Annotated in this window: 16 protein-coding genes; 4 read left to right on the forward strand and 12 right to left on the reverse strand. The window is 67.2% G+C overall.

The genetic code is table 11. The features are described from left to right. Positions 1–113: 113 nt before the first annotated feature. Positions 114–404, forward strand: a complete 291-nt coding sequence (locus tag C8K14_RS10040; protein WP_107716563.1) for a hypothetical protein — start codon at positions 114–116, stop codon at positions 402–404. On the opposite strand, the gene maiA is transcribed toward C8K14_RS10040, so the two are convergent. The 8 genes from maiA to betC all read right to left on the reverse strand — a co-directional run bounded on the left by maiA (position 395) and on the right by betC (position 8,251). Continuing rightward, positions 395–1,042, reverse strand: coding sequence for a maleylacetoacetate isomerase (gene maiA / locus C8K14_RS10045; protein WP_107716682.1), 648 nt, complete (start codon positions 1,040–1,042; stop codon positions 395–397). The genes C8K14_RS10040 and maiA overlap by 10 nt on opposite strands. After that, positions 1,039–2,340 (reverse strand): fumarylacetoacetase, encoded by a 1,302-nt coding sequence (fahA, locus tag C8K14_RS10050; protein ID WP_107716564.1) that lies wholly within the window; start codon positions 2,338–2,340, stop codon positions 1,039–1,041. The genes maiA and fahA overlap by 4 nt, the downstream gene beginning before the upstream one ends. Beyond that, complete coding sequence (locus C8K14_RS10055; protein ID WP_369974049.1) at positions 2,337–2,936, reverse strand: VOC family protein; 600 nt, start codon at positions 2,934–2,936, stop codon at positions 2,337–2,339. Before C8K14_RS10055 ends, fahA begins: the two co-directional genes overlap by 4 nt. After that, positions 2,936–4,042 (reverse strand): 4-hydroxyphenylpyruvate dioxygenase, encoded by a 1,107-nt coding sequence (gene hppD, locus C8K14_RS10060; RefSeq protein ID WP_107716565.1) that lies wholly within the window; start codon positions 4,040–4,042, stop codon positions 2,936–2,938. The genes C8K14_RS10055 and hppD overlap by 1 nt, the downstream gene beginning before the upstream one ends. 153 nt (positions 4,043–4,195) lie before the next feature. Further along, positions 4,196–4,663 carry an Lrp/AsnC family transcriptional regulator gene (locus C8K14_RS10065; RefSeq protein ID WP_199223713.1) on the reverse strand — a complete coding sequence of 156 codons (468 nt, stop codon included), beginning with the start codon at positions 4,661–4,663 and terminating at the stop codon, positions 4,196–4,198. 44 nt (positions 4,664–4,707) lie between these two features. After that, positions 4,708–5,442 carry a histidine utilization repressor gene (gene hutC / locus C8K14_RS10070; protein WP_022677598.1) on the reverse strand — a complete coding sequence of 245 codons (735 nt, stop codon included), beginning with the start codon at positions 5,440–5,442 and terminating at the stop codon, positions 4,708–4,710. Between the two features lie 51 nt (positions 5,443–5,493). Then, the gene (locus C8K14_RS10075) at positions 5,494–6,687 is read right to left on the reverse strand and encodes an MFS transporter (protein ID WP_133726789.1); all 1,194 of its coding nucleotides are present in this window, start codon (positions 6,685–6,687) and stop codon (positions 5,494–5,496) included. Between the two features lie 46 nt (positions 6,688–6,733). Continuing rightward, the gene (gene betC, locus C8K14_RS10080; protein WP_107716568.1) at positions 6,734–8,251 is read right to left on the reverse strand and encodes a choline-sulfatase; all 1,518 of its coding nucleotides are present in this window, start codon (positions 8,249–8,251) and stop codon (positions 6,734–6,736) included. 90 nt (positions 8,252–8,341) lie between these two features. On the opposite strand from betC, the gene C8K14_RS10085 reads away from it, so the two are divergent. After that, positions 8,342–9,256, forward strand: a complete 915-nt coding sequence (locus tag C8K14_RS10085; protein ID WP_107716569.1) for a LysR substrate-binding domain-containing protein — start codon at positions 8,342–8,344, stop codon at positions 9,254–9,256. Positions 9,257–9,405: 149 nt separating this feature from the next. Here C8K14_RS10085 and C8K14_RS10090 read toward each other — a convergent pair whose 3' ends face one another. From C8K14_RS10090 to C8K14_RS10105, 4 genes are read right to left on the reverse strand one after another with little or no spacing between them, the layout of a single operon-like run. Continuing rightward, positions 9,406–10,512: an HPP family protein gene (locus C8K14_RS10090; RefSeq protein WP_233251011.1), complete on the reverse strand. Its 1,107-nt coding sequence runs from the start codon at positions 10,510–10,512 to the stop codon at positions 9,406–9,408. 29 nt (positions 10,513–10,541) lie between these two features. After that, complete coding sequence (locus tag C8K14_RS10095; protein ID WP_107716570.1) at positions 10,542–10,991, reverse strand: MarR family winged helix-turn-helix transcriptional regulator; 450 nt, start codon at positions 10,989–10,991, stop codon at positions 10,542–10,544. Between the two features lie 15 nt (positions 10,992–11,006). Continuing rightward, positions 11,007–12,791 (reverse strand): chloride channel protein, encoded by a 1,785-nt coding sequence (locus C8K14_RS10100; protein WP_233251012.1) that lies wholly within the window; start codon positions 12,789–12,791, stop codon positions 11,007–11,009. Between the two features lie 45 nt (positions 12,792–12,836). Further along, positions 12,837–14,237, reverse strand: a complete 1,401-nt coding sequence (locus C8K14_RS10105; RefSeq protein WP_233251013.1) for a glycoside hydrolase family 130 protein — start codon at positions 14,235–14,237, stop codon at positions 12,837–12,839. A 152-nt stretch (positions 14,238–14,389) separates the two neighbouring features. Between C8K14_RS10105 and tkt the strand changes: the two genes are divergently transcribed. Both tkt and gnd read left to right on the forward strand, forming a co-directional pair. Next, positions 14,390–16,489, forward strand: a complete 2,100-nt coding sequence (tkt, locus tag C8K14_RS10110) for a transketolase (protein WP_107716571.1) — start codon at positions 14,390–14,392, stop codon at positions 16,487–16,489. Positions 16,490–16,551: 62 nt separating this feature from the next. Continuing rightward, positions 16,552–17,529 (forward strand): phosphogluconate dehydrogenase (NAD(+)-dependent, decarboxylating), encoded by a 978-nt coding sequence (gnd, locus tag C8K14_RS10115; RefSeq protein ID WP_107716572.1) that lies wholly within the window; start codon positions 16,552–16,554, stop codon positions 17,527–17,529. Positions 17,530–17,658: the final 129 nt, after the last annotated feature.

Raw genomic sequence — 17,658 nt, forward strand, 5'->3', positions numbered from 1 at the left:
GGTTCGCGGGACGGCCGATTGCAATATCTGCCGAAATGTCTAAGGTTTGACACGGGACCACAACTTTTGCTGTGCATTTAGTTTCATTTGCACCGCAATAACGGGGGGCGGTCATGACCATCGACTGGACGCAGCGTGCCTGGCTTGAATGGTCTGCCACACACAGTGAGGCCGAGCCCAAGCCCTTCATTAAAGTGGAAAGTGTGCGGCCCGAACCGCTGGCCAAGATCGTCCGCCTGATGCTGCGCTGGAACATCGACACGCGCAAAAGCTTCCGCATCGTTACCGATAGCGGCCTGATCCTCAACGCCAGCGCGCTGGAACAGGTGGTGCAGGACGGGCGCTTTCCGTTTCCGCCGGTCGTGGCCGAGGCACCGGGCGCATCACCCGCCGATCACGCCTGATCGGCGTCTTCCTGTACGCAAGGATGCGCCGCGGCAAAGGCGGGCAGCGCGGCACAGCGCGCATCGATCGCCACCAGGCGGGGAAAGGCATCGAGCGACACGCCAAAGCGGCGCGCGGCGTAAAGCTGCGGCACCAGGCAACATTCGACCAGACCCGGCGCATCGCCATAGGCAAAGCCGGCGCCCCAGCGCGTGACCATGGCCTCCAGCGCGGCGAAGCCATTGCCCATCCAGCGCGCCAGCCAGGCCTGCACCTGGTCTTCGTTGGCGCCGATATCACCCTTGAGAGCCTGCAACACGCGCAAGTTGCCCAGCGGGTGCACGTCGCAGGCAATGATCTGGGCCATCGCCCGAACCCGCGCGCGGCCCAGCGCATCCCCTGGTAGCAGCGCGGGCGCCGGGTGGGTTTCCTCCAGCCATTCGATGATCGCCAGCGACTGCGTCAGCGGCGGCACGCCGGCCTCGCCACAATCGAGCGCGGGCACCAGGCCCTGCGGATTGAGCTGCCGATAGCCATCGGCCCGCTGCGCACCGGTGCGCAAGTCGTGCGCGCAGGTGGCATGCTCCAGCCCCTTGAGCGCCAGCGCAAGGCGTACCCGCCAGGCCGCGCCGGAACGCCAATAGCCGTGAAGCGTCAGGCCCACGGCTGGCGCGCCGGCATGATCTGCCCCACGCAAGGGCCAAACCCGATCGTGGCAAAACCATCCCGCTCTGCCCGGGCATGGAGCGCCAGTTCGTCGCCGTCTTCCAGGAAAGTGCGACTTTCCCCGCCCGGCAGGGGCAGCGGCGCCTTGCCGCCCTGGCTCAGTTCCATCAGGCTGCCCGCGCTTTCGGGCGTGGGGCCAGACAGCGTGCCCGTGCCGAGCAGATCGCCGGCATGCAGATCGCAACCGTTCGAGGCATGGTGCGCCACGATCTGCGCCGGCGTCCAATACATCGCCGCGTGGCTGTTGCCGTGGCTGAGCCGGTGCGGCGGCAGCCCGGCCGCGCGCATGGCGGCGGTGTGCAGCGTGGTTTCCAGGGTGATCGCCAGGGCGCCTTCGCCCTCCTCGCGCAGATAGGGCATGGGCTGCGGATCGCCTGCCGGCCGCGGCTGTGGCGTGGTGCGGAACGGGGCCAGTGCCTGGGCAGTGATCACCCAGGGCGAGACCGTGGTGGCAAAGTTCTTGGCCAAAAACGGCCCCAGCGGCTGGTATTCCCAGGCCTGGATATCGCGCGCCGACCAATCGTTGAGCAGGCAGACGCCGCCGATCCGCTCCCACGCTGTGCCGATCGGCACCGGCGCGCCCAGATCATTGTCGCCCGCGATCCACAGGCCCAGTTCCAGCTCGTGGTCCAGGCGCCGACACGGGGCATGGACGGGCGCATCGGCATCGGGCGCCTTGAGCTGGCCCCATGGCCGCACCACCGGCGTGCCCGAAACCCGCACCGAAGACGCCCGGCCGTGATAGCCGATCGGCACATGCTTGTAGTTGGGCAGCAAGGGATTGTCGGGGCGGAACAGCTTGCCGATGGCCGTGGCGTGATGGATGCCGACATAGAAATCGGTGTAATCGCCAATCGCGAACGGCAGATGCAGCACGACATCGGCCGCCGGATAGAGATGCGGCGTCACTTTCAGGCGGCAACGCTCGCTCGACAGCAGCGCGAACAGCGCGTGGCGCAGGGCCACGCGGTCTGCCTCGGCCAAGCGAAACAGGGCGTTGAGCGTGGGTTGCGCCAGCGCCGCAGCCAGCCCGGCCGGCAGCGCGCCATCGGCGGCAAGGCCGGCCAGGTCGACCACATGATCACCGATCGCCGTGGCGATGCGCCGTTCCGTGTCGGCACCCTTGTGCGAGAACACACCCAGCGGCAGGTTCTGTACCGGGAAATCGGGATGGCCGGCGGCGCCGCCCACCCAGCTTTGCGCGCGGGCATCGTGGGTGTGGTCGATCATGCCTTGCTGCCCTCGCCCGGCTGGGCATGCAGCCAGGCAGCGTGGCGCGGGGCGCGGCGGGTCTGCGCCCATTCCTCCAGCATGGCCGGCGCCACGGCGCGGGCCATGTCCACCTGTTCGGCCGTGCCGATATCGCAGGCCAGTTCCAGGCGATGGCCATTGGGATCGAAGAAATAGATCGACTTGAACAGGCCGTGCCAGGTGGGGCCAAGCACGTCGATGCCCTGCGCCTCGATATGGGCCTTGGCGCGCAGCAGCGTGGCTTCGTCAGCGACCTTGAAGGCCAGGTGCTGCACCCAGGCGGGCGTTGCCGGATCGCGGCCCATCTCGGGCTGGTTGGGCAGCTCGAAGAAGGCCAGAACATTCCCGGCGCCGGCATCGAGGAACACGTGCATGTAGGGATCGAACGCGCCGGTCGACGGCACATGATCCTCGGCAAAGGCCGTGGTATAGGCCATACCGAGGACGCGGCCGTACCACTCCACTGTTTCCTTGGCATCGCGGCAGCGATAGGCAACGTGGTGCACCCCGCCGAGCAGCGGCGGCTGCGTGTTCAGTGCCTTGCTTTCAGGCGCAGCGGTTGACATCGCGTCCATCACGCATCCTCCCCCACCTTGAGCACGCCGCGGCGCAGCTGGTCGCGCTCCATGCTTTCGAACAGGGCGGTGAAATTGCCCTCGCCAAAGCCCTCGTCCTTCTTGCGCTGGATGAATTCAAAGAACACCGGGCCAATCTGCGTTTCCGAAAAGATCTGCAGCAGCAGGCGCGGATCGCCCTGCACGGTGGAACCATCGAGCAGGATGCCACGCTTCTGCAACTCGTCCACCGGCTCACCATGACCGGGCAGGCGCTCTTCCAGCATCTCGTAATAGGTGGCGGGCGGCGGCGTCATGAAAGGCGTGCCGCTGGCCTTGAGCGTGTCCCAGCCTGCAATCAAGTCGTCGCAGGCAAAGGCGATGTGCTGGATGCCTTCGCCATTGTAGGCGCGCAGGAACTCTTCGATCTGGCCACCACCCTTTTGCGATTCCTCATTGAGAGGGATGCGGATCTTGCCATCGGGCGCGGTCATCGCCCGGCTGGTGAGGCCGGTGTATTCGCCCTTGATGTCGAAATAGCGGATCTCGCGGAAGCCGAACACGCGCTCGTAGAAGCTGGCCCAGTGCGCCATGCGCCCGCCATAGACATTGTGCGTGAGGTGATCGATCGTGTGGAAACCCGCGCCCACCGGCTGGCGATCCACCCCGGGCAAGTAGACGAAATCGATGTCATAGATCGAAAGGTCACCGAACTGCCCGCCGTGATAGCGATCGACCAGGTAGATGATCGAACCGCCGATGCCGCGAATGGCGGGAATGCGCAGTTCCATCGCGCCGGTCTTCACGTCTACCGGCTCTGCCCCGCGCTCCAGCGCGGCGGCATAGGCCTTAGCCGCATCGCGCACGCGCCAGCCCATACCGCAGGCCGAGGGGCCATGCTCGGCCGCAAAATAGGCAGCCGGGCTGCGCTTTTCATAGTTGGCGATCAGGTTGATCCCGCCCTGCCGCCACAGTTCCACATCCTTGCTGCGATGGTTGGCGATGTGGGTAAAGCCCATGGCGGTGAACACCGGGCCCAGGCTGCCGCGATCGGCGCTGGCAAATTCGATGAATTCGAACCCGTCGAGGCCCAGGGGGTTTTCAAACAGATCGGTCGATGCGGCCATGGCGCGTGTCTCTCCACCAGCAGGGGCGTGCCGGCGCGGCAGCCACCGTGTTTGGAGACATTCTAGCCCAAAGGCGATGCACGGTCCGCGCGAAGTTGGACGTAAAACCGCCTATGCCTGCGTGATCAGCGCATAACGGAGCCCTTGAACGCGTCAACCATGCGGCGCAGGCAATGGCAGCGCGGTGGTCCGCTTGATCCGGTCGAGCACGATGGACGAGCGCAAGTTAGCCACATCGCCATGGCCCAGGATCTCTTCGTTGAGCAGGGTCGTGAAGGCGGCCAAATCGTGCGCCACGATGCGCAGCAGATAGTCCGCGTCGCCGGTCAGGGCGCAGCAATCGACCACGGCGGGCAGGCCGGCGATCCGCTCGTGAAAGCCGCCCACCACCTCGCGCGCATAGGATGCCATAGTCACGGTGACATAGGCCTCGACCCCCAGGCCCAGCGCCGCTTCATCGAGCAGGGCCACCTGCCCCCGGATCACCCCGGTTTCGCGCAGCCGCGCGATGCGGCGCGAACACTGCGAGGGCGAAAGGTGCACCGCCTCTGCCAGTTCAGCGTGGCTGGCCGAGGCATCGGCCTGCAGATGCGCAAGAATGCGGTGATCGATCCTGTCCATGCGCCGATCGTGCAGCATCTGCAGGATCAGCGCAAGATGACGGCCTATCGCGTCGGGCCGAACCGCGCCACGAGTTCATAGGCGCCCGCCACGAATGTCTGGCGCACGAACGTGACGCTATCGGCCCCGCGCCAGGTGTGCCGCGCCACCACCAGGCAGGCCGCGCCCGCAGCAACGCCCAGGGCGCGTGCCTGGTCGCGGCTGGCGGAAACCGCGCCGATGCGGTTTTCCGCTTCCGTCCAGGGAATGTGCCGCAGCAGCCAGCCGCCAGGGGGATCGGTGGTGAAATCCACCTCGGCCATGCCGGGCACCAGCGCCAGGTTGATCACGCGCTCTTCCAAGGCCAGCGGCGCGCCATCGGCAAGGTGCAGGCCCGACAGCCGCAGGATCGGGCCGACCGGGCCGAGTTCGGCCGCCGCTTCCGCATCGCTGGCGGTATCGCCCAGGCTGCGCGACAGCAGGCGAAAGCCATAGGCCTGCCCGCGCCCCTGCACTTCCTGCGCCAGATCGGGAATATCCAGCACCATGGAAACCGTGCGCGGCCGCGCCACGAATGTGCCGGCACGCTTGCGCCGATCGAGCAACCCGCTTTCCGCCAGACGTGACAGCGCCTTGTTCACCGTCATCCGCGCGCAGCCATAGTGCGCCATCAGTTCCAGTTCCGAGGGGATGCGTTCGCCCGGGCGCAGGTCACCGGCCAGGATGCGGCCCTCGATTTCCTGGCGGATGCGCTCGTGCATCGGCAGGGCGGGCGGCGAAGGATCGGCAGCGGCGGTCATTCCCCCAGCACAGAGAGCGCCCCAGCCACACTGTCAAGGGCGCAGACCATCTCAGGGACAGTGCGGCCGGGCGCGCGCCAGCGGCATGGCCAGGCCCAGCGCCAGCGCGCAACCGGCAAACCCCACCAGCCCAACCCCGGCAAACGATCCCGTGGCATCGGCCAGCAGGCCCGCCCCCAGCGCGCCGACCGATTGCGCCAGCAGCCAGGTGGCCGTCATCATCACCGCCAGCCGGCCATCGGGTTCCTGGTCATAGGCCAGGCCCAGCAGCATCGGATAGGCGATGAACCAGCTGGCATTGAACACCACCAGCGCCACGGCAAAGACCCAGGCAATGCCCGCCGTGGTCAGCAGCGCACACGACAGCGCACAGGCAATCAGCCCACCGCCCAATAGCGCGCGGCGCGGCAGGCGGGTGATCGCCACGGCCAGCGCGGCATTGCCCAGGGCGCTGGTGATCGTGGCCAGCGATTGAAACCAGCCAAACGTCGTGGCGGGCAGGCCAATGGCGTGGGCAGCGCGTTCCATGAACGGCCAGATCGACAGGCTGCCCCCGGCAAACAGGCCCATGGCCAGCAACAGGCGCCATCCCGCCGGGCTGATAGGCCGCTGCGCCCTCGCGCCGGCAGGCTTGGGCAAGGCCGTGGCCGGCAGCGCCAGCGTGCCCAGGCCGAGCAGCAAGGACAAACCAGCCAGCGCGCCAAACATCGCCATCAGGCCATGGCGCGCCGCCACTTGCGGCAAGGCAATGTTGACCAGGGCAAACAGCACGGTCTGGCAGGCGATCCCCACCGAAATGGCCCGCGCCGGATGCGCGGTGCGCCCGGCGGCAAGGTTGACCGCCCCGTTCATCACGCCAAAACCAAAGCCGGTGGCCAGCCGCCCGGCCAGCAGCAGCGGCAAGACCCCGCCAAGCCCGGAAAGCGCCTGGGCCGCCACCACCAGCACAGTGCTGCCCAACGCCAGCCAGCGCGGCGCCAGCCGGCTGCCCCAGCGCGCCACGCCCAGCATCGCCGCGCCATAGGCCAGCGTTTCCAGCATCGCGAACAGGCCCATCGCCCCGGCGGTAAAGCCATAGGCATCGATTAACCCGCCCACCAGGAAGGTGGTGAAATTGTTGCCGATATGCGCCGCGGCCGTGCCCGCACCGATCGCCGCGAGCGAGAGCGCCGGGCGCGGGCCCCCAGATCCCGCCGCCACAGTGCCAGGGGCCGCATCGGCCGATCCTGCCATCGCTACCCCCATTGCCGCCTCCCCCCGTATGTGCGCGATGCGCTGGCCTGCCAGGCGATCAATCGAAGCGCACGCGCGGGAAGCGCGCAACCGCTTCCAGCAACTCCAGATCCATATGCGCGCGGATATACTCGCGCGAGGCATCGCGCGGCACCTGGTGGTCCCAATGGGTCAAGGCCCCGGCCGCATTGGCCAGCGCCACCAGATGGCGGCGTTTCTGGCTGGCCAGCACCTGCGTTTCGATCAGCGGCAGGTTCCAGCGCTCGGCCACTTCGGCGCGCAGCGCGGCCACGCGCTCGGCCTGGGCCGGCTCTGCTGCCAGGTTGCAGGTCTCGTCAGGATCGTCGGCCAGGTTGTAAAGCTGGTCAGGATCGGCGGGGCAATGCACGAACTTCCAGTCGCCGCGCCGGATCATCACCACTGGCGCGATCGCCCCTTCGCCCAGGTATTCGCCCAGCGCCAGGTCATGCCCGTCTTCGCCGCGCAGATGCGGCACCAGGCTGTGCCCGTCGATCGGGGCCGCGTCGGCGGGCGGCAATCCCGCCAGATCGAGCAGCGTGGGCAGGATATCGAGGGTGGATACCGCCGCCTCTACCCGCCGCGCGGCAAAGCGGGCCGGGGCATGGACCAGCAGCGGCACCCGCGCGGCGTTTTCGAAGAAGTTCATCTTGTACCACAGCCCACGCTCGCCCAGCATCTCGCCGTGATCGCCGCTCACCACCACCACGGTGTTTTCAGCCAGGCCGGTTTCTTCCAGCGTATCGAGAATCAAGCCGAACTGTTCGTCGACAAAGCTGATCGCGCCGAAATAGGCGCGCCGCGCGGCCCGCACTTGTTCCTCGGTCACCGGCATCAGGTCGGTGCCGCACACATGGCGCAGCCGCTGCGCATGGGGATCATCAACCACGTCGCCGCGCCCGATGCGCGGCATGGGGATTTCGACGCCGTCATAGAGATCCCAATAGCGGCGCTGGATGGCAAAGGGATCGTGCGGATGGGTGAGCGAGGCGACCAGGAAAAACGGCCGCTTCGCCGGATCACGCGCAATGTCGAACAGCTTGCGCCGCGCGGTGAAAACCACTTCTTCGTCGAAATCGATCTGGTTGGTGCGCACCGTCGGCCCGGCGGTGACGACCGAATCCATCGAGTGATACCAGGTTGGCCGATCATCGGGGCGCGACCAGTCGGGCGTCCAGCCGAAATCGGCGGGATAGATGTCTGTGGTCAGCCGCTCTTCAAACCCGTGCAACTGATCTGGGCCAACGAAATGCATCTTGCCCGCCAGGATCGTGTGCCACCCGCCAGCGCGCAGATAATGCGCCATGGTGGGCGTATCGGCGGCAAATTCGGCGGCATTGTCATAGGCACCGATGCGCGAGGGCAACTGGCTGGCCATCAGCGAAAAGCGCGAGGGCGCACACAGCGGGCTGGGGCAATAGGCATTGGCAAAGACCACGCCACGTTCTGCCAGCGCCGCCAGCCGTGGCGCATGGACCGGCCATTGCCCCATGAACGGCAAGGCATCGGCCATCATCTGGTCGGCCATGAGAAAGAGAAAATTCGGCACCTCGGTCATCCCCATCAATCCCTTCTGGCAAATCGCAAGGCATAAGCTAGAACCAAGGCAGAGCAGCGGTGAAGCCGTTGTCTGCTTAAGGGGGCATAAGTGGAGCTTGCGCCTGGAACCTATGCACGCCTGCCTCTGCGCGGCCTTCTGGTGTTCGAGGCTGCGGCCCGGCGCGGCACCTTTTCGGGCGCGGCACGCGAACTGGCGATGACCCAGGCCGCGATCAGCCAGCATATCGGCCATCTTGAGGCAGAACTGGGCGTGACGCTGTTTGCCCGGCACCACCGCGGCGTGGAACTGACGCAGGCGGGAGAGCGGCTGCTGCTCCGCGTGGAAGAAGGGCTGCAGTCCCTGGCCAGCGGCGTGGCCAGCGCGCGGCGGCACAAGGGCGCCCGCACTGTCACGATCCTCACCGATTTCGGCTTTGCCGCATGGTGGCTGATGCCGCGCATCGGCGAATTGAGCGACCTGATGCCCGAGGTGGAAATCCGCCTGATCACCTGGCAGGGGACCAGCGACGCGCTGGGCACGGAGTTCGACCTTGCCGTGCTGTTCGGCAATGGCCAATGGCCCGGCTGCCGCGCCCATCGCCTGTTTGCCGAAGAGGTCTTCCCGGTCTGCGCGCCGAGTTATCTGGGCACGCGCACGACCCCGCTCCCCCCGGCAGAGCTGGCCGGCATGCGCCTGCTGCATCTGCGCGGCGCGGGGCCAACCCGCTGGTTCGACTGGGCAGACTGGTTTGCCGGCATGGGCGTGCCACCGCCCGCCACCAAGCAGGAACTGGCGTTCAACAACTATCAGATCGTGCTGCAGGCCGTGATGCTTGGCCAGGGCGTGGCACTGGGCTGGTCCCCGCTGATCGACGACCTGGTGCGCGCCGGCAGCCTGGTGCGCCTGACCGAGCGGCCACTATCAAGCCCGCGTGGCTACCATCTGGTAGAGCCACTGTCCCGCCCCCTTCCCGCCGACGTGGCGCGAGTCAACGCGTGGCTGCGCCAGGCCGCCGCGCGGTAGGGGTTCGCCTGACGGGATGCGCCGACAAAACAGCGGGCCGCCGGATCAAGTCCGGGGTGACGAGGAAATGTAGATAATCTATGAACTTACCGTCACCCCGGACTTGATCCGGGGTCCGCTTGAACCTTTTGGATCATAGCTGCAACGTCTCATCCCGCATGCCGCGTGATTTCCTCGGCGATGTGCCCGCGCCACAGGGCGGCAAGCAGGTCGGTTTGGGCAATCAGGCCGAGGAAGCGGCCTTGCCCGTCCACCACCACGGCTTCGCGGTGCAAGCCTGCCGACAGGATCGGCAGCAGTTCATCGATCGCGCGATCCGGGCTGGCCAGGCACGGGGCTGCGTCCATCACAGACGCAACCGTTGCATCCTGCCCAGCGCTGGCGGCGGCCACAGCCAGTTGATCGGCGCGCAACAGGCCGGCAACATGGCCGTCGGCCCGCACCACCGGCAGGCTTTCGCGATGGGCAGCCAGCGTGCGCGCCGCCACATCCAACAGCGCGTCGGGGGCGATCGTGGTGGCGTCAGCCCGCATGATCTGTTCGCAGCGGATCACCCCGTGCAGGCGGCGATAGGCGCGCCCCTCCACCTGGCGGAACAGCGCGTCGAGGTCTTCGCTGCTGACGTCGAGCAGTTCATCGTATTGCGCCAGCACCGCTTCCACGTCCGCCATGGTATAGCCGGCGGCCGGCGCAGTGGCGGGGTCTGCCACGGCGCGAACATGGTGGGGATAATTGCCCCTGGTGCCGAGGTTATAGAGCCAGCCGGCCGCCACCAGCAGCAGGCAGTTGATGGCCACTGGCATCAGCGCGAAATGCCAGCCTGCCGCCGCGATCGCCGGGCCACCGATCACCGCCGTCAGCGCCACCGCGCCGCCGGGCGGATGCAGGCAGCGCAGCAGGCTCATCATCACGATGGCGCTGGCCACCGCCAGACCAGCGGCAAGGGTCGGATCGCCCAGCGACCGCGCCCAGAATATGCCGCACAGCGCCGAAACCGTGTTGCCGCCGATGATCGCCCAGGGCTGCGCCAGCGGGCTGGCCGGCACGCCGAACAGCAGCACGGCCGAGGCACCCATCGGCGCCACCAGCAGCGGCACCGAGACGGCCTGCCCGGCTGCCCAGCGATGCATGACAAAGCCCGTGATGAAAATGCCGAACACGGCACCGATAAAGGCATGAACCAGGCGCCAGGCCGCCGGGCGCGGCTGCACCCCCGCCCAGCCAAAGGCGCCATGCCAACGCGCGCTTATGCTCACGCCCCGTAGTCTCCCCCGTGCATTGTCCCTTATCCCTCCTGCGCCGCGCCGCCGATGCGGTCAACGCGCGCCAACAGCGCCGTCAGCATGGGGCGCAAGCGCCTGATCTCTTCACGGTGCACCGCCGAAAGCGCCGCCAGCGCCGCATCGGCCTGCGGCGTCAATGCCAGCAGCGCCTGGCGGCGATCGTTTGGAGCCGGCCGCCGCTCTACCAGGCCCAGCGCGACCAGGCGATCGATCAGGCCCGTGGCGCTGTGGGGCTTGAGGATCAGCCGCTCGGCCACATGGCCCACGGTTACCGTGCCTGCCTGCCCGGCGCGAATGGCCAGCAGCGCCTGGTGCTGTTGCGGAGTTAGCCCGGCGGCCTGGGCGTGCGCCTCGCTGAAGGCGTGGAACTGGCGCAGGGCAAAGCGGAAATCGGCCAGCGCGGCATAGTCTTCATTGCCCAGCGGCGCTGGTACAGGATCAGGCTCGGTCATCGGCGGCGCGTCTCTTCAGGCAGGCATGGCGGCAAAGCGGCTGCGGGCGGTTTCGGCCTGCTGCGCGCGGTGCCGTGCCTTGAGCAGATCGTGCCGCGTGACAAGCCCGATTACGCGGCCGCTGCCCGGTTCCACCACCGGCAGGCGGCCCTCGCCGCTTTCCAGGATGAGGTCAGCGACGGCCCCCGCCGGCGTATCGGCATGCACCACCATCTGCCCGGCGTCAGACACGGCATCGGCCAGGCGCACCTCGGCCAGGGCCACGTCACCCTGCCAGCGCAGCGCATCGGCGCGCGACACCATGCCGAGCAGCACCCCGCCAGCATCGACCACCGGATAGCTGCGATAGCGCGCCGGGCCCGACAGGAATTGCGTCGCCTGCGCGATCGTCATCGTGCCGGGCAGGGTATCGACGCCTTGGGCCATGATCTGCCCGGCCTGAACCAGATCGAGCGGATCGACGGTGTATTCCTGCAGGATATGCCGGCCACGGCGCGCGATCTTTTCCGTCAGGATGGAGCGCCGCATGATCAACACACTGGCGCCATAGGCAGCCCCTGCGGCCAGCAGCGCGGCGGGCAGCAGGTCAAACCGCCCGGTTAATTCTGCGGCAAACAGCGCGCCGGTCAAGGGCGCACGCATCGCCCCGCTCATGATCGCAGCCATGCCCAGCAGCGCCCAGGCCGCCGCTCCGCCGGGCAGCACCTGCCCCGCGAGGAACCCGGCCGCGCCGCCCAGGATCAGCAGCGGCGCCAGAACGCCGCCCGATGTGCCCGAACCCAGCGCCACCAGCCACACCGTGGCTTTGAGCAACAGCAGCGTTAGCACCACCCGCACCGGCAGGGCGCCATCCAGCAGCGCCTGGATCGTGCCATAGCCCGCACCCAGCACGCGCGCATCGGCGAGGCCACCCAGGCCCACGGCCACCGCGCCAAGCGCCGGCCACCACATCCAGTGCAGCGGCAGGCGGTGGAACAGGTCTTCCACGCGATAAAGCAGCCACGACAGCGCCGCCGCTTCCAGCCCGACAACCACGCCCAGCGCCAGGGCACCGGCCAGGCCCACCACGCCCGGTACCGGGGCCACGCCAGCCGCCAGGGCAAACATCGGCCCCGCGCCCAGCAGCAGCGGCCGCCAGGCATGGGCCACCAGCGCGGCCATCACCACCGGCACGAAGCTGCGTGGCTTCCATTCGAACAGCAGCACTTCCACCGCCAGCAGCACGGCAGCGAGCGGAGTGGCAAAGATCGCGGTCATCCCGGCTGCGGCGCCCGCCACCAGCAGTGTCTTGCGCTCGGCCGCGCTGAGATGAAAACACTGCGCAAACAGCGAACCGATCGCCCCGCCGGTCATGATGATCGGCCCCTCGGCGCCAAACGGGCCGCCGCTGCCGATCGAGATGGCCGATGACAAGGGCTTGAGCAACGCGACCTTGAGCGAGAGCCGGCTTTCGCCATAGAGGATCGTCTCGATCGCCTCGGGAATGCCGTGGCCCCTGATCTTGTCAGAGCCATAGCGCGCCATCACGCCCACGATCAGGCTGCCCACCACCGGCACTGCCACGATCAACACACCCAGATGCGCGTCACCGGGAACGACCGGCGCCGTGGACAGCCGGCCAAACCAGAACAGGTTGGTGGCAATGGCGATCAGCCGCATCAGCGCCCAGGCACCCAGCGCGCCGCCCGTCCCCACCACCATGGCCATCGCCGCCAGCACCACCATGCGCATATCGGCGCTGTGATCGGCCTTTCGCCAGCGCGGCGCGGCCCATTCGCGGGATGATGTGTGATCTGCCATGGCGTTCTCCTCGGCGCCGGCAGTTATATCGCAATACGATATAGGTCAATCCATCTCCGCCAGCAGTGGATCGAGATCGCAACTGACAAAGCTCGCGAAGTTGTCGGCAATGCCATAGGGCACCAGCAGGCGGCGGCCGAGCACCAGGCTGCCACAGCTATAGACCACGTTGGGCACATAGCCGTCGCGCTGTTCCGGGCCGGGGCGCAGCAGTGGTAGGCGCGCCCGGCCCAGCACACGCGATGGGTCATCACGATCGAGCAGCACCGCGCCGATGGTGTAGTTGCGCACCGGCCCCACACCATGGGTCATCAGCAGCCAGCCCTCGTCGATCTCGATCGGCGGGCCACAATTGCCCATCTGCACGAATTCCCAGACATGGCGCGGGCAGACAATCCGCTCCGCCTCGTCCCAGTGCCACAAGCTGTCTGATCGCATCAGCCAGATGTTCTCGTTGTCCTGCCGCCCGATCATAGCATAGCGCCCGCCCACCTTTCGCGGGAACAGCGCCATGCCCTTGTTCACCGCCACGCGCCCGGTCAAGGTGCGGATGTCGAACCGGCGAAAATCGCTGGTCGAGAGCATCTGCGTGCGCCCGGTCACCCCGTCAAACGCGGTAAACGTGCCGTGATAGCAGGCCGTGCCATCATCCTGCCTGAACTGCACCAGGCGCAAGTCTTCCAGCCCGCGCGCCTGCGCCGCCGTCATCGGAAAGAGCACGGCTTCCGACACGTCTTGCGCGCTATCGAAATGCAGGCGCAGTGCGGTGCCATCCTCGTCCTGCGCATCGATGCGTGGCGAGGCGGCGAGTGGCGCGGGCGGGTCGATCGTTACCCCGGCAGCGCCATCCCAGCAGCCAGAGCGAAAGGTGATCGAGGATACGTGCCCCTCCCCAATGCCACGCAGCGCGCAGATAAAGCGCATGCCGCCCGGCGGCGCATCGCTTTGATCAGGCGCCGGCACGATCGTGGGGTTGAACAGGGCTGCCGCCTCGAACGCATATTCCTGCAGGAACATGCCCCCCACCAGCAGGCGCTGGCCGATGCCCAGTTGCGCGGTCTGCGGGGCGATGGCGGTGATCTCGCTCACCCGCCGCTCCAGCGTGGCAAGGACATCGCGATGCCGGGCGTCGAGCAGTTCCTTCATATAGGCCAGCGCCTGGGTCACCGCATCATCGTCAAGCCCGGCAACGCGATCGACGATGGCGCGCACGCGGTCGCCCGGCTCTTTGCCAAAGCCTTCGGGATAGGCCAGATCAAACGGGCGCAGCACGGTGCGCGTGGCATCGGGCTTGAGCTGCACATGCGCGCGCTGCCAGAACCCGACGATCGGCGGCGGCAGCACCGCCGCATCAACCCGCGCGCGCAAGGCATCTTCATCGCTCAGGCTGTCGTTGGGTCGATCGGCAGGGGGCATCACGGCATCCTTCTTGTCGGCAAGCGCCATGCCGCAACAAACGCCGCAGCGCGGCACAGGCTCCTGCACAAAAAGGCAAAAAACGCAGTTGGCCCACCACGCCCGCGAAACCGGGCACGCCCTTGGTCGTTGCTTGCCTCATACCCCGCGCGCCGCAGGCCGCCCTATCCGGATATCCCTTGATGACAGACAGCGCCCCAACCTTTCACCCCCCGGCGGCCGACGTGCAGTCGCACGACGATCGCCTCGCGATCGACACGATCCGCACCCTGGCGATGGACGCCGTGCAAAAGGCCAATTCGGGCCATCCCGGCACGCCAATGGCGCTGGCACCGGTGGCCTATGCCCTGTGGCGCGATGTGCTGCGCACCGATCCGGCCTGCCCCGATTGGCCCAACCGCGATCGCTTCGTGCTGTCGGTTGGCCACGCCTCGATGCTGCTCTATGCCGTGCTGCATCTGGCCGGCGTGGAAGAGATCGACACCCATGGCGCCAAGACCGGCAAGCCTGCCGTCAGCCTGGCCGATATCGAGCAGTTCCGCCAGCTGGACAGCAAGACCCCTGGCCACCCCGAATACCGCATGACCACCGGGGTTGAGACCACCACCGGCCCGCTGGGCCAGGGCGTGGCCAATTCTGTTGGCATGGCGATGGCCGAACAGAGCCTGGCCGCGCATTTCAACCGCGACGGTTTCCCGCTGTTCGATCACGATGTCTATGCCCTGTGCGGCGATGGCGACATGATGGAGGGGATTTCGGGCGAGGCCGCATCGCTCGCCGGGCATCTGCGCCTCTCAAACCTGTGCTGGATCTATGACAGCAACACCATCTCGATCGAAGGGTCGACGCAGATCGCCTTTACCGAGGATGTGGGCGCCCGCTTTGCCGCCTATGGCTGGCAGGTTCTGCATGTTGATGATGCCAACGATCTGCCCGCCCTGCTTGCCGCTTTCGCGCGCTTTCGCGACACCACCGACCGACCCACGCTGATCATCGTCCGCTCGGTCATCGGTTGGGGCAGCCCCCGCGCCGGCAGCGCTAAGGCCCATGGCGAACCGCTGGGCGAAGACGGCGTGCGCGCGACCAAGGCCGCTTATGGCTGGCCCCAGGACAAGACATTCTACGTGCCCGATGGCGTGAAGGAAGCGTTTTCCGGCGCCATCGACGCGCGTGGCCGCCCTTTGCGCGAGGCGTGGGAGGCGATGGTCGAACGCTATCGCGCGGTCTATCCCGCCCTGGCCAAGGAGCTGGACCTGCTGCGCGGCGGACGCCTGCCCGAAGGCTGGCAGGATACGCTGCCCAGCTTCCCTGCCGATGCCAAGGGCATGGCCTCGCGCGAGGCGGGGGGCAAAGTGCTCAATGCCCTGGCGCCGCACCTGCCCGCGCTGATCGGCGGCGCGGCGGATCTCTCTCCCTCCACCAAGACCGAGATCACCGGCGCGCCCTCGTTCTCTCCAGACGATCGCGCGGGCCGCAACCTGCATTTCGGCGTGCGCGAACATGCCATGGGCGCGATCGCCAACGGCATGGCGCTGTCATACCTGCGGCCCTACACCGCCACGTTCCTGGTCTTTGCCGACTATATGCGTGCGCCCATTCGTCTTGCCGCGATCATGGAAGTGCCCACGGTGTTTGTCTTCACGCACGATTCCATCGGCGTGGGAGAGGATGGCCCGACGCACCAGCCGATCGAGCACCTGGCAACGCTGCGCGCCATTCCCGGCCTCGACACCATCCGCCCCGGTGATGCCAATGAAGTGGCCGTGGCCTGGCGCCTGGCACTGGAAAGCACGCACACCCCCACCGCACTGATTCTCTCACGCCAAGCCATTCCCACGCTCGACCGCAGCGAGATGGCCAGTGCCGACGGCGTGGCGCGCGGCGCCTATGTCCTGGCCGATTGCCCCGGCGCCGGCGATGCCGATCCCGAGGTCATCCTGATCGGCACCGGCTCCGAACTGCCGCTGGTGGTAGAGGCCTGGCGTGCCCTGTGCGAACAGGGCGTGCGGGCCCGCGTGGTATCCATGCCCAGCTGGTATCGCTTTGAAAAACAGGATGCCGCCTGGCGCGAAAGCGTGCTTCCGCGTGCGGTGCGCGCCCGCGTGGTGGTGGAACAAGCCGGCTCGCTGGGGTGGGATCGCTATGTCGGCATGGATGGGGCGATGGTCACCATGTCCACCTTTGGCGCTTCTGCCCCGCTTGCCAAACTTCAGGAAAAGTTCGGCTTCACGCGTGACAACGTCGTCAAGCTAGCGCACGAGGCCATCGCGAAAAGCCGCTGAGCCGTCCAGGAACCGGCGCTGGCTCGCGGCCGGATTGAAAAGTTCGACAGGAGATTGCTTGCATGCGTGTTGCCATCATCGGCCTGGGCCGCATGGGCGCCGGGATTGCCCGCCGCCTGATGCGCGCCGGCCATGAAATCGTTGCCTTCGACGTGGCCAAGGAGGCTGTCGCGGCCTTGGCCGAGCACGGCGCGATTGCCGCTACCTCGCTAGAGGATGCCGCCACGAAGTTCGAGGGCCAGAAGGTGTTCTGGGTCATGCTGCCCGCTGGCGAGATCACCGAAATCACCATCGCCCAACTGGCCGATCTTGCCGCCCCTGGCGACATCCTGATCGACGGCGGCAATTCGTTCTACAAGGACGATATCCGCCGCGCCAAGGTCTTGGCCGACAAGGGCATCGCATATGTCGACGTGGGTACGTCGGGCGGCGTCTGGGGCTTTGACCGCGGCTTCAGCATGATGGTCGGTGGCCCGGCCGAGGCCGTGGCCGCGATCGACCCGATCCTGGAATCGCTGGCCCCGGGCATGGGTACGATCGAGCGCACGGCAGGCCGTGGCGACGATGCCGATCCCCGCCCGGAAAAGGGCTATCTCCACGCCGGGCCGGCTGGCGCGGGCCATTTCGTCAAGATGGTCCACAACGGCATCGAATACGGCATGATGGCCGCCTTTGCCGAAGGGTTCGATATCCTCAAGGCCAAGGCATCGGACAAACTGCCCGAAGACGAACGCTTTGATCTCAACCTGCCCGACATTGCCGAAACCTGGCGCCGTGGCAGCGTGGTTGCCTCCTGGCTGCTCGATCTGACGGCAGACGCCCTCGCGCGCGACCATGCGCTCGACCAGTTCTCGGGCAACGTGGCGGATTCGGGCGAAGGCCGCTGGACGGTCGAAGCCGCGATGGAAGAAGCGGTGCCGGCCTACGTGCTCTCGGCCGCGCTGTTTGCCCGCTATCGCAGCCGCATGGAAACCACCTTTGGCGACAAAGTCTTGTCGGCCATGCGCTATGGCTTTGGCGGCCACGTCGAACCGAAATGATCGGGTAGCACCTCCCTTGCAAGGGAGGTGCGCCAAATTTAACGATCGCGCATCTGGATTGCACACCCACGCCAATGCACCGTAATCTTTGCAACCCCCTGCCCTGTCCCCGCTGCTATGGTGCGAGCG

Source organism: Novosphingobium sp. GV079, from assembly GCF_003058045.1.
Lineage (GTDB): Bacteria > Pseudomonadota > Alphaproteobacteria > Sphingomonadales > Sphingomonadaceae > Novosphingobium > Novosphingobium capsulatum.